Origin of the sequence: Streptomyces sp. NPDC053541 (genome assembly GCF_044544705.1) — a bacterium.
Taxonomy (GTDB): Bacteria; Actinomycetota; Actinomycetes; order Streptomycetales; family Streptomycetaceae; genus Streptomyces.
The window spans coordinates 519,554-531,874 of the sequence record NZ_JBITXM010000003.1 but is presented as its reverse complement, the minus strand read 5'-3'; the positions used below and the strand labels follow the sequence as shown (position 1 = coordinate 531,874).

The window sequence follows — 12,321 nt, the reverse complement described above, 5'->3', positions numbered from 1 at the left end:
CGGCCGGCCCCGGTCAGCCCGCCGAGCCGACCGGGTCGACCGCGTCGAGCAGCCGGGCGGTGTGCACACGGCCCGCGTACTCGACGAGGCGGATCAGGACTTCCTTCCCCGAGTCGCGGTCCCGGGCGTCGCACAGCACCACCGGCGTGCCCCGGTCCAGGTCAAGGGCGCGCGAGACGTCGTGGGCGCCGTAGGCACGGGCGCCCGCGAAGCAGTTGACGGCGACGACGAAGGGCACCCCTCGGTGCTCGAAGTAGTCCACGGCGGGAAAACAGTCCTCCAGACGGCGGGTGTCCGCGAGGACGACCGCCCCGAGCGCGCCCTGCGACAGGTCGTCCCACAGGAACCAGAAGCGGTCCTGCCCGGGCGTTCCGAAGAGGTAGAGGGAGAGCCCCGCACGGATGGTGATGCGGCCGAAGTCCATGGCCACGGTGGTGGTGTTCTTCTGGTCGACGCCTCCGGTGTCGTCCACGGTCTCCCCCGCCCGGCTGAGGCGCTCCTCGGTGCGCAGCGGGCGGATCTCGCTGACCGCGCCGACGAGGGTGGTCTTGCCGACGCCGAAACCGCCGGCGACCAGGATCTTCAGGGCGAGGGCGGTGCCGTCCGGGTCGCCCGCCGGGGTGCTCTCAGAGTGCTCGTAGGCCATCGATCACTTCTCTCAGGATCCGTTCGTCGGGCAGTTGGGCGGGCGGGACGGGTCTGCTGACCTTCACGAAGCCCGCTTCGAGGAGGTCGCCGAGAAGGACCCGGACGACCCCGACGGGGAGGTCGGCGTCGGCGGCGAGTTCGGCCACGGACTGGGTCTCGGCCCGGCACTGGGCGAGCAGGGCGCGGTGCTCGGGGCCGAGCAGCGCCTCCTCGGCCCCGTCCGGCGGGTCGTCGTCGACGACGACCAGGGCGATGAGGTCGAACCGCACGTTGCTCGGTCCGGGTTTGGTCCGGCCGCCGGTCAGGGCGTACGGCCGGACGAGCGGTCCGGCGTCGGCGTCGTACCACTGACTGCCCGCGGCGGGCGGTCCGCCGCCGGTGCTGTCGTTGTTCATGGGGTCTCCGGGGGACGGGATCCGTGCGCGCCACGAGCGGGACGCGGGTGTGGGGCGCGGGACCGCGGTGCGCGGTCAGCCCGCGGCCGGTGGGGGCACGGTGAGCCGGGGCGGGGTGTAGAGGTGCTCACCGACCCGCTTGACCAGACGGGCCATCTCGTAGGCGATGAGGCCGATGTCGGCGTGGATCCCGCTGAGCACGGCGAGGCAGGAGCCGTCCCCGGCAGCGGCGACGAAGAGGAAGCCGTCGTCCATCTCGACCATCGTCTGGCGCACGCCGCCGGTGTGGAACTGGCGCCCGGCCCCCTTGGCGAGGCTGTGGAAGCCGGAGGCGATGGCGGCCAGGTGCTCGGCGTCCTCGCGGCTGAGTCCGCTGGAGGCGCCGACGGCGAGGCCGTCGCTGGAGAGGACCACGGTGTGGCGGACCTCGCGCACGCGCGTGACCAGGTCGTCCAGGAGCCAGTCGAGTTCGCCGGAACGGTGGTGGGAAGTCCTCTCGTGCTCGATCATGCGTCGTCTCCTTCACTGCCGGGTCCGCGGAATGCGGGGCGCTCGCTGGTGGCGTGGCCGGTGCCCAGGGGGCGCCGGACGGGGGGTACGGGGGTGCCGGGGGCGGCGCCGCCGCCGCGCCGCCAGCCCTCGGTGTACGCGGACATGCGGTCCCGCGCCTGTTCGGGTGTCCGCTCGTCCGGGCCGCTTCCGCCTCCCGTGCCGGGACCGGCGCCGGGCGCGGCGGCGCCGTCTGCCGGTGCCTCGCGGAGCTGCGGTACGAGGCTGGCCTGCCGTACCCGCCGGGGCAGGTCGCCGGCCTGGTCCTCGCCCGGGCCCGCCGGGTGCGCGGGGCGCGGCGGAACGGTGGGGGCGGACGGGGCGGTGTTCCGCGGCGGGGCGGTCGCCGGGGGCGGAGTGGGGGCGGACGCCGGTGCCGGGGTGAGGTTGCGGCCGGCTGCCCGCGGGCGCAGCGAGGTGACGCCGGCCGGGGCGCGCTCGGGCTCGGCGGGCGCGCCGGACGGCGCGGGGGTGGCGGCCGCGTCACGCGCGTGTGGCGGTCGCGGTCCGGGTACGGACGGTTGCGCCGCCGGTCCCGGCGCGGGGGCGGGAGCCGTGCGCGGGCCGGGTGCACCGGCCACGGGATCCTCCTCGGGCACCGGGTTCTGGAGCAGGTCCTTGGGGAGCAGGACGACGGCGGTGGTGCCGCCGTACGGGGAGGTGCGCAGGTGCACCTGGACGGCGTGCCGGGAGGCGAGCCGGCTGACGACGAAGAGGCCGAGCCGGTCGCTGTCGAAGAGGTCGAGGGCCTCGGACTGGGCGATCCGGGCGTTGGCCTCGGCGAGGGTCTCCTTGCCCATGCCCAGGCCGCGGTCCTCGATCTCCAGGGCGTAGCCGTTGCCGACGGGTTCGCCGCTGATCCGGACCTTGGTGTGGGGCGGGGAGAACTGGGCGGCGTTCTCGACGAGTTCGGCGAGGAGGTGGGTGAGGTCGGCGACGGCGCCGCCGACGACGGCGGTCTCGGGGAGCCGGCGCATCTCCACGCGCGCGTAGTCCTCGATCTCGGACACGGCGGCGCGCACCACGTTGGTGAGGGGGACGGGCACGCTCCAGGCGCGGCCTGGGGCGGCGCCGGAGAGGATGATCAGGCTCTCGGCGTGGCGGCGCATGCGGGTGGTGAGGTGGTCGAGCTTGAAGAGGTCGCCGAGCTCGTTCGGGTCGTCGGCGCGCCGTTCCATGCTGTCGAGCAGGTTGAGCTGTCGGTGCACCAGGACCTGGCTGCGGCGGGCGAGGTTGACGAAGACGCCGGAGATGCCGCTGGCGAGTTCGGCCCGTTCGACGGCCGCGGACAGGGCCGCGCGGTGGACGGTGGTGAGCGCCTCGCCGACCTGGCCGATCTCGTCCTGGGCGACGGGTCCGGGCGGAGCCTCGGCGTGGACGTCGATCTCCTCGCCGGCGCGCAGGCGGCGCATGGCGGCGGGGAGTTTGCGGCGGGCGATCTCCAGGGCGCCGTTGCGGAGGCTGACGAGTTCGACGACGAGGCCGCGGCCGATGCGTACGGAGATGACGAGGGAGGCCGCGACGGCGGCGAGGCCCAGCAGCACCGCGGCGCCGCCGGCGCTGAAGGCGCCGCCGCCGAAGGGGTCGTGACGGGCGGCCGCTGCCTGGTGCGCGGCCTGTTCGATGCCGGCGGTGCCCTCGCGGACGAAGGCGTGGACGGTTTCCCAGTCGTCGGAGGTGACGGCCTGCGCGGCGCGCCGCCCGGGTGCGGCGGCGCGGACCCGGTCCTCGGCGGCCAGGAGCGCGCGGTAGTCGGGCTGGGCGGTGAGGTTCCGCCAGGCGGCGCGCTGGGCCTCGGGCAGGTCGGCGGTGGCGGAGTCGGTGAGGACCCGGCGGGCCTCGACGGCGCCGCCGAAGGCGCGCAGCCCGTCGGCGTCGAGGGCGCCGGTGAGGTGGGCGGCTCCGAGCAGGGCGTCCTCGCGGGCGAGTTGTTCGCCGGCGCGGGCGAGTTCGAGCAGGACCCGGGACTCGGCCCCGGTGTCGGTGTCGCCGTCGCCTGCGGCCAGTGCGCCGCCGATGCCGAGACCGGTGGTGATGGCGGCCGTGTAGGCGTCGTAGAGGCGTTCGGTGTCGGCGCGGCCTTCGGCGGCCTCGGTGCGGAGGGCGCCGAGGGCCTCGGCCTGGCCGACGAAGGCGGCGACGCGGCCGGCGACGTCCCCGGGGAGGTTGCCGTTGTCGCCGATGGTGTGGCGGGCGTCGAGGCGGAGCCGGGCGACGGCGGCGGCGCTGGCCCGGGCGCGGTCCTCGAGTTCGGCGGCCCGTGCGGTGCCGGGTGCGGCGGCCTGGCGTACGGCGGCGCGCCGCTCGTCCTGGAGCGCGGTGATCGCGAGGGTGACGGGCCGGCGGACGTCCGTGTCGACGGACTGGAGGTGGCGCAGCCGGGCGATGTGCTGGGCGGTGGTGACGGTGGCGAAGCCCCACAGGGCGAGCAGGGAGACGACCGGGACCATGAGCAGCGACACGATCTTCGCGCGGACGGTACGTGGACGGAGGCCGCGACCCCGTGGGCGCGGCGCGGCCGGGGCGAACGCCGGAGCCGGGGCGGCGCCACGCGCGCGTGCGGAAGCGGGCCCGGGAACGGGAACGGGCGGGGGCTCTTCCAGGGGCCCTGGCCCTGCGGCCCCGGTGGCGGCGGTGGCGTGGGGGCGGGCCGCCGCGCCGTCCCGGGGAGGGGTGCCCGGGTGGCCTGGGGCGGCGGGAGCGGGCGGTGCGGCCCCGGGAGCCGTCTCGTCGGCGGGCGGACCGGCGTGGGCGCGGCGCCCGCGGGCCGCGGTGGGCGGCTGGGCCGGGGCTCCGGTCTGCGGGGTCCTGCGGGGAGTTCGCATGGCCTCCTCGTTCCTTCGTTCACGGACCCGATGGGGGCGCCGGGACCCGCTGGTACTGGGGGTTGCAGGGGGTTGCACGGTCGTGCGTGGGCAGGGGGCCGGAGCGGCGGCCGGCCGCGTTGTCAGTGGGCCCTGGCATCGTGGGGATGGGACGGGCGGTGCACCGGCCCCGTCGGGTGGGCGGCGGGGGCGGCCGGGCGCCCGGTGCGGGCCTCCCGGGCGGGCCGGAAGCCCGGGGGTGCGACGTCCACGGCGCGTTCGTCGGGTTCGGTCAGGCGCTCGGCGAAGGCGTAGGCGGCGCGTTCGCCGGCCGTCGGGGAGAGGGCCACGAAGGCGGAGGTGATGAAGAGGTAGGAGCCGAGGCCGACGGCGAGCGGGAAGATGAACTGCATGACGGTGGCGCCGGGGAGGGGCGCGGCGGAGGGGGTGACGGTGACGTCGACGGCGAACATGCCGGTGTAGTGCATGCTGCTGACGGCGGCGCCCATGACGAGGCTGGCGAGGGCAACGGCCGCCGGGGCGTGGATGTTGAGGGCGGCCCAGAGGGCGGCGGTGGCGGCGACCACGGCGATGACGACGGAGAGGACGACGAGCAGCGGGTCGTAGTGCACCCGGCCGTGCAGGTTGAGGGCGGCCATGCCCAGGTAGTGCATGCTGGCGACGCCGACGCCCGTGGTCAGTCCGCCGATCAGGAGCGAGCGGAGCCGGTCACGGCCGTATCCGACGGCGAACACCCCGGCGCCGGTGACGCCCATCGCGACGAGCAGGCTGAGCAGGGTGAGGGGGACGTCGTAGCGGATGTCGGTGCCGGTGACGCCGAAGCCGAGCATCGCGACGAAGTGCATCGTCCAGATGCCGGTGCCGATCGCGGAGGCGGCGGTGAGCAGCCAGTTGCGGCGCGAGCGGCCGGTCGTGTCGAGGGCGCGTACGGTGCAGCGCAGGCCGAGGGCGGCGCCGATGCAGGCCATCGCGTACGACAGCACAGGTGTCAGCCAGCCGTAGGCGGCGTGGTCCAGGTGTCCCATGGCCCCGGGACGCTAGTGCGCATCGAGGGGCGCACAGGGGGCGCATTTCGAAAGCTGATGGAATATGACAGAGAGAAGTACCCGAACGATCGCCGCCCACTCGAACGTGCACACAGAGCGTTCACTCGTCCAGGCGATATGCGCGGCGCCCCGTACGAAAATCTCACCCCCGCGAGTGAGCAAGGTCTGAGGGATCATGGATCACATGAGCGACGACCCCACACAGGTACGGGAGTTCTTCGGCGCGCGGGCCGCGCGCTGGGACAGCAGGTTCCCCGACGACGGGCCCGCCTACGCCGCCGCCGTCAGCGAGCTCGGGCTGCGCCCCGGGGACGCCGTGCTCGACGCGGGCTGCGGCACCGGCCGCGCACTGCCCCCGTTGCGCGAGGCGGTCGGACCGGCCGGCACGGTCATCGGGGCGGACCTGACGCCGGAGATGCTCGCGGAGGCGGCCAAGGCGGGGCGCGACGCGGCGGGCACGCTGCTGCTCACGGACGTCGCCCGGCTGCCGCTGCGCGACGGCGGCCTCGACGCCGTGTTCGGCGCGGGCCTCGTCTCGCACCTCGCCGACCCCGAGCGGGACCTGCGCGAGCTGGCCCGGGTGGTGCGGCCCGGCGGGCGGCTCGCTCTCTTCCATCCGATCGGGCGCGCGGCCCTCGCCGCCCGGCACGGCCGCCGGATCACCCCCGACGACCTGCGCGCCGAGCCCCGCCTCCGCCCGCTCCTGGCCCGCTCCGGCTGGGACCTGATCGCGTACACGGACGAGGACGACCGCTACCTGGCCCTCGCCGTGCGCCGCACCGGGTGACCCCTCCGGCCGCCGCCCGCCGCCGCCCGCCGACGGCCGCCTCCGGCACCGGGCAGCCCCCGGCCGGGCGGCGCGCCCGGCGCCGTACCGGGGCGTCCCGGGCTCTCGACGCGCGGGTTACTCACTGGTTAGGGTGCGCCGACACCAGATGGGGAGGCTGACGTGGCCGAAACGGAATCCGCCGTGACCGGTACGCCGGACGTCGTCACGACCGAGGACGACGACGCGCTGTACGTGCTGACGGCGGCGCTGCTCACGCCCGCGCAGTTCCCCACCGTCCTCGGCGACGACTACCCGGCGGCCTGCGCGGCGCTGCGCCTCGAACCGTACGCCGAGGGCTACGGCCTGGTCCTCGGACAGGACGGCAGCGGCGCGCGGTGGACCGTGGTCGTCGACGACGTCTCGCTGGTCGCGGTCGCCATCGCCTCCTGGGACTGCGGCATGGAGTACGACCTCTCCCCCGACGAGCGCTCGGTGGTGTGCGCGCTGCCCGGCTGGCCGCTCGCCGTCGCCACCGCCGCGCCCGGACTGCCCGCGCCGCACGACCCCGCGCCCGAGGACGGCGCCCCTGAGCCGCTCGCCCCGCCCGCCGGCGACCGCTGGGGCCCGGCCCAGCGCCGCCTCGGCGCGGACATGGTGGCCGTGCAGTGGGCCGAGTGGCGCGGGCGGATCGACGAGGGGACGGACGACGACACGGCCCCCGCCGGAACCCCGGCCGAGGCGGCCGTCGAGGGCGAGGAGGGGAACGCGGGCGCCGAGAACGCGCCGCCCACCGGAGTGCGACGCGTCCTCGCCGAGCTGGAGGGGTACGTCGAGCAGCCGCCGCCGGTCGGGCGGGTGCGGTCCAGCTTCGCCGACGGCGAGTCCCGGACGCTGCGCGCGGACGGCCCCGGCTGGTCGCTGACGGCCCGCACCGGCGACATGGCCTTCGTGCTCCTCGACGAGGAACCGCACCGGGTCCTTCCCGTGACGCCCGGCCCCAGGCTGCCGGCCCTGCTGAAGGCGCTCGACGAGATGGCCGTACGGCCGAGCTGAGACCGGCCGGACCCGGTCGGGGCACCTCGCGCGGGTAGAGCGCCCCGCAGGCCCGGGGGCCGGCCGATCGGAGGAGCCGCGGGTCCGGGCGCCGGAACCGCTCCCCGGGGTGCCCGGGGCCCCGCCCGGGCGCAGGCTGGTCGTATGAGCAAGTCGCCCATCGTGGTCCATCGCCTGAGCCCCACCGGCGGGCGCCGGGTCACCGTCAAAGGGACGATCGTCGGCCTGGCCCACAAGGACGCGGACGTGGTCGAGTTCCTGCGCCGGGCGGGCCTCCCGGACGCCTGGGACCTGCTCGACGACCCTCACTGGGTCGAGTGGCAGGGCGGCCGCGCCCACGAGTACGAGGCGGCGTAGGCTCCGGCCCCGGCGGACCAGGACGGGACCTCGGAGGCGGCCGGGCCGTGAAGGGGTCGCCGGCGTCGCCCCGTCAGGCCGCGGAACCGCCTTCGGCGCGCAGCGGGGCGCCGACCTCGTGGAGGTGGCCGAGGGCCTGGCGGTAGGAGTCGAGGAATCCGGTCTCGGTGTACGGGATGCCGAGCGCGTGGCAGTGCGCGCGGACGGCGGGCTGGGCGAGGCGCAGGTGCGGGCGCGGCATGCTGGGGAAGAGGTGGTGCTCGACCTGGTAGTTGAGACCGCCGAGGAACCAGTCGGTGAGCCGGCCGCCGCGGATGTTGCGGGAGGTGAGGACCTGGCGGCGCAGATGGCCCCAGGAGTCTCCGTCCGGGTGGGCGTCGGGCATCTCCATGCCCTTGTGGTTGGGGGCGAAGGCCATGCCGAGGTGGACGCCGAGCAGCATCTGGTGGAGCAGCGCGAAGACGAGGGCCTGGAGCGGGCTGAGCAGGGTCAGCAGCAGCGCGGTGTAGCCGGTGAGGTGGGCGAGGAGCAGGCCGCCCTCCAGGAGGCGCTCGCGCCGGGTCCGGTACGGGCCCTCGGGCGCGAGCAGCGCCCGCACGCCGTACACCTTGAGCGCGATGCCCTCCAGGGTGGTCAGCGGGAAGAAGAGCCAGGCCTGGTGGCGGGTGAGCCAGCGGCGCAGGCCGGTGCGGCCGGTGGTCTGGTGGGCGGCGAAGACCAGCACGTCGGCGGCGACGTCCGGGTCCTTGTCCAGGTGGTTGGGGTGGGCGTGGTGGCGGTTGTGCTTGTCGTTCCACCATTCGCGGCTCATGCCGAGGAGCAGGTTGGCGTGCACGAGCTGGACCGCGCGGCCGAGCCGGCGGTTGCCGGTGATCTGGGCGTGGCCGGCGTCGTGGCCGAGGAAGGCGGCGCGGGCGGAGAACAGGGCGAGCGGCAGTGCGAGGAACAGCGCCCACCAGGACGGGCCGAGGAGGGCGAGGCCGACGAAGACCGCGGCGAGAGCGAGCACGGTGACGGCCATGTCGCGGGCGTACCAGCCGGGGCGCCGGTCGAGCAGGCCGTGCTCCTTGACGGTGCGCAGCAGGGGCGTGAACTCGCTGCCGGACGGCGGGCGCGGGGAGCGCGGCGCGTGCCCTGCGGCGGTCGGCGGCTTCGGTGACTTCGGTGACTTCGGTGACTGTCGTGACTGCGGCTGCTTCGGTGGCGGGTTGGGCGCGGCAAGGGGGGCGAGGGCCTGGGCCATGGCGGTCTCCGGGGTCCGTTGAGGTCCGTGGAAGGGCCGTCGCGCGGGCCGCGTCGGCTGTCCAGAAACGTACGGATCGGTGATCGTCCGCGGCCATGGCGGCACCACCCGGACCTCTTCGGGGGCGGACCCGGGGGCGGGGGTGGGGTCTTCCCCACCGAGGAGCGGGTCTGCCTTCGGTGCACCCAGGGACATGTGACGGGGATCACTCTCTGCAGGTGCGCGTGAGGGCGGTTCGGTGGGGTACCCTCGGCGACTCCGACCCTGGTAGTCAAATTTGAGGAATGCGTTGTCGCAGTCTCCGTCGCAGTCGCCTTCGTCCTCGATCCCGTTCGCCGAACCGGGCGAACTCGCCCGCTGGTCCACCCTGTTCCTTCCCTCCGAGCCGCCGCGCGCGGGCCGGGTCGCCTTCTGGTCCCCCGACGCGCTCCCCGACGGGCTGCCCGACGATCCGTCGGTCGTGGGCCCACACGCGGAACGGGTCCTGCTCGACGTCGTCCACCTCGTCGACGGCGAGGTGCGGCCGCTGACCGTGCCCGCGCTCCTGCTGCCCGTGCGGGAGGCGCTGCCGCTGCTCGTCCGGGCGCGGTCCCGCGCGGACCTCACCGAGGCCGCCGACGGCAACCGGACCACCGCGGCGGTCTCGCCCTCGGCGGCGTTCTGGGGCGCGGCCACCCTCTTCGCGCTGGACCTGGTCGCGCGGGGCCTGCTGCTGCCCGGGCTCACCGCAGGTGACCTGGACGCCTGGCGGGTCGGCCCGCTGGGCGCCGAGGAGATCGGCGCGCTGCGCGACCTCGCCGCCTCGATGCCGCCCTCGGCCCACGCCGTACCGCTCCCCGCCGAGGACCCCGACGACGAGCCGCTGCTTCCCGAACCCGAGGAGCTGCTGCGGGCGTTCGCCGACGCCGTCGCGGACGCGCTGCCGCGCACCCCGGCCGCCCCGCTGCTCGCGGGCGGTCCGGCCTTCGCCGCCGAGGAGACGCGGGCGGAGCCGGTGGCGCTGCCCGAGCAGCGTGCCTGGGCGGCGGACGTGGCCGCCGGGCACGACGCGGGCGTGCGCCTCTCGCTGCGCGTCGAGTGGACGACGTCCGGCCGGCCGGAGCAGGCACCGGACGAGGTCCCGTCGTTCCGCGCCGTGCTCCAACTGCACGCGGTGGCCGACCCGGCGCTCGTCGCGGACGCGGCGGACGTCTGGGCGGGCACGGCCCCGACGGGCCCGGGCGGCGCGGGTGCCCGCGCGTTCGGTCCGCGCGACCGGATGGACGCGCTGCTGGCGCTGCGCCGGGCGGCCCGCGCCTGGCCCCCGCTCGGGCGGCTGCTGACGGCCGCGGTGCCGGACGCCGTCGACCTGGACGACGAGGAGATCGCCGAACTCCTCGGCCCCGCCGCCCGGGCGCTCGCAGCCACCGGCGTACGGGTGCACTGGCCGCGCGACCTCGCCCACCGGCTCACCGCCCACGCCGTGATCGGCCTGCCGGACGAGGCCGCCGACCCGACCGAGGCGGCCCGCCCGGGCGGCGGCGGCCGACGCGACGGCGACGCGCTGCCGTCCTTCCTGTCCGCGGACGCGCTGCTGGCCTTCAACTGGCGCTACGCGATCGGCGACCACGAGCTCACCCGCGCCGAGCTGGACCGGCTCGCCGAGGCGGGCCGGCCGCTGGTGCGGCTGCGCGACCAGTGGGTGCTCGTCGACCCCGAGGAGCTGCGGCGGGCCCGGGAAGGCAGGGACCACAAGCTGACGCCGGTCGACGCGCTCGGCGCGGTCCTCACCGGCAGCACCGAGATCGACGGACGCCGGTTCGAGGTCCGGGCGGCCGGCGCGCTCGAACGGCTGCGGGAACGGCTGGCCGACCCCGAGGGCGGCGACCGCGAACTCGCCCAGCCCGCCGCGCTCGCCGCGACGCTGCGCGACTACCAGCTGCGCGGACTGCGCTGGCTGGAGCGGATGACCTCGCTCGGCCTCGGCGGCTGTCTCGCCGACGACATGGGCCTGGGCAAGACGATCACCCTCATCGCGCTCCATCTGCACCGGCAGACCGACCCGGACACCGCGGGCCCGACGCTGGTCGTCTGCCCGACCTCGCTGATGGGCAACTGGCAGCGCGAGATCGAGCGGTTCGCGCCCGGCACGCCCGTACGGCGGTTCCACGGCCCGGCGCGCTCGCTGGACGGACTCGCCGACGACGGCTTCGTCCTCACCACGTACGGCACGATGCGGCTCGACGCGGCCCGGCTCGCCGGGAAGTCGTGGGGGCTGGTGGTCGCGGACGAGGCCCAGCACGTCAAGAACCCGTACTCGGCGACCGCGCGGGCGCTGCGCACCATCGGTTCGCGGGCGCGGGTCGCGCTGTCCGGCACGCCGGTCGAGAACAACCTCTCCGAGCTGTGGGCGATCCTCGACTGGACCACACCGGGGCTGCTCGGCGGCCTCGGTGCCTTCCGCACGCGGTACGCCTCCGCCGTCGAGGGCGGCGGCGATCCGGCCGCGGCGGCCCGGCTCGCCGCGCTGGTGCGCCCGTTCCTGCTGCGCCGGCGCAAGTCCGACCCGGGCATCGCGCCGGAGCTGCCGCCGAAGACGGAGACCGATCACGCCGTGGCGCTCACGGCGGAGCAGACCGGGCTCTACGAGGCGGTGGTGCGCGAGACGCTCGCGGCCATCGCCGAGGCGGACGGCATGGAGCGGCGCGGGCTCGTGGTGAAGCTGCTCACCGGGCTCAAGCAGATCTGCAACCACCCGGCGCAGTACCTGAAGGAGGAGCGCCCGCGCGTCGAGGGGCGCTCCGGCAAGCTGGAGCTGCTCGACGAGCTCCTCGACACGATCCTGGCGGAGGGGGCGAGCGTGCTCGTCTTCACGCAGTACGTGTCCATGGCACGGCTCCTGGAGGAGCACCTGGCGGCCCGCGGGGTACCGACGCAGTTCCTGCACGGCGGCACGCCGGTCGCCGAGCGCGAGGCGATGGTCGGGCGCTTCCAGGCGGGCGAGGTGCCGGTCTTCCTGCTGTCCCTGAAGGCGGCGGGCACCGGCCTCAACCTCACCCGGGCCGAGCACGTCGTGCACTACGACCGCTGGTGGAACCCGGCGGTCGAGGCCCAGGCAACCGACCGCGCGTACCGGATCGGGCAGACCCGGCCGGTGCAGGTGCACCGGCTGGTCGCCGAGGGCACGGTCGAGGACCGCATCGCGGCCATGCTGGAGCGCAAGCGCGCCCTCGCCGACGCGGTCCTCGGCGCGGGCGAGGCGGCGCTCACCGAGCTGACCGACGCCGAGCTGGCCGAACTGGTGCGGCTGCGCGGCGAGTCGGAGGGAGCCCGGTGAGCGCCCCCGACCTGCGGCACCCGGACCATGAGCACGAGCACGAGCACGGGCACGAGCACGACGACCGCGGTCGTGGGCATCAGCATGGCTACGACCACGATTCCGGCCACGGAAAGGGGC

The 12,321-nt window shown here is 75.8% G+C and carries 10 protein-coding genes; 4 read left to right on the top strand and 6 right to left on the bottom strand.

Annotated elements, in window-relative coordinates:
• Positions 1-13 precede the first annotated feature (13 nt).
• The 5 genes from ACIGW2_RS09580 to ACIGW2_RS09560 form a co-directional block, all read right to left on the bottom strand.
• Positions 14-646, bottom strand: coding sequence for an ATP/GTP-binding protein (locus ACIGW2_RS09580; protein ID WP_391651911.1), 633 nt, complete (start codon positions 644-646; stop codon positions 14-16).
• The gene (locus ACIGW2_RS09575; RefSeq protein ID WP_391651912.1) at positions 627-1,043 is read right to left on the bottom strand and encodes a DUF742 domain-containing protein; all 417 of its coding nucleotides are present in this window, start codon (positions 1,041-1,043) and stop codon (positions 627-629) included. Before ACIGW2_RS09575 ends, ACIGW2_RS09580 begins: the two co-directional genes overlap by 20 nt.
• A gap of 75 nt (positions 1,044-1,118) precedes the next feature.
• Positions 1,119-1,553 (bottom strand): roadblock/LC7 domain-containing protein, encoded by a 435-nt coding sequence (locus ACIGW2_RS09570; protein ID WP_399842440.1) that lies wholly within the window; start codon positions 1,551-1,553, stop codon positions 1,119-1,121.
• Positions 1,550-4,417, bottom strand: coding sequence for a nitrate- and nitrite sensing domain-containing protein (locus ACIGW2_RS09565; protein ID WP_399842438.1), 2,868 nt, complete (start codon positions 4,415-4,417; stop codon positions 1,550-1,552). The genes ACIGW2_RS09570 and ACIGW2_RS09565 overlap by 4 nt, the downstream gene beginning before the upstream one ends.
• Before the next feature lie 122 nt (positions 4,418-4,539).
• Positions 4,540-5,442 carry an MHYT domain-containing protein gene (locus ACIGW2_RS09560; RefSeq protein WP_399842435.1) on the bottom strand — a complete coding sequence of 301 codons (903 nt, stop codon included), beginning with the start codon at positions 5,440-5,442 and terminating at the stop codon, positions 4,540-4,542.
• A gap of 205 nt (positions 5,443-5,647) precedes the next feature.
• On the opposite strand from ACIGW2_RS09560, the gene ACIGW2_RS09555 reads away from it, so the two are divergent.
• The 3 genes from ACIGW2_RS09555 (at position 5,648) to ACIGW2_RS09545 (ending at position 7,642) form a co-directional block, all read left to right on the top strand.
• Positions 5,648-6,250, top strand: a complete 603-nt coding sequence (locus ACIGW2_RS09555) for a class I SAM-dependent methyltransferase (protein WP_391651916.1) — start codon at positions 5,648-5,650, stop codon at positions 6,248-6,250.
• A 183-nt stretch (positions 6,251-6,433) separates the two neighbouring features.
• Positions 6,434-7,285, top strand: coding sequence for a hypothetical protein (locus ACIGW2_RS09550; protein ID WP_399842736.1), 852 nt, complete (start codon positions 6,434-6,436; stop codon positions 7,283-7,285).
• Between the two features lie 144 nt (positions 7,286-7,429).
• Positions 7,430-7,642: a hypothetical protein gene (locus ACIGW2_RS09545; RefSeq protein WP_361576892.1), complete on the top strand. Its 213-nt coding sequence runs from the start codon at positions 7,430-7,432 to the stop codon at positions 7,640-7,642.
• A 73-nt stretch (positions 7,643-7,715) separates the two neighbouring features.
• Here ACIGW2_RS09545 and ACIGW2_RS09540 read toward each other — a convergent pair whose 3' ends face one another.
• Complete coding sequence (locus ACIGW2_RS09540) at positions 7,716-8,885, bottom strand: acyl-CoA desaturase (RefSeq protein ID WP_399842433.1); 1,170 nt, start codon at positions 8,883-8,885, stop codon at positions 7,716-7,718.
• Between the two features lie 289 nt (positions 8,886-9,174).
• On the opposite strand from ACIGW2_RS09540, the gene ACIGW2_RS09535 reads away from it, so the two are divergent.
• The gene (locus tag ACIGW2_RS09535) at positions 9,175-12,201 is read left to right on the top strand and encodes an SNF2-related protein (RefSeq protein ID WP_399842431.1); all 3,027 of its coding nucleotides are present in this window, start codon (positions 9,175-9,177) and stop codon (positions 12,199-12,201) included.
• Positions 12,202-12,321 lie beyond the last annotated feature (120 nt).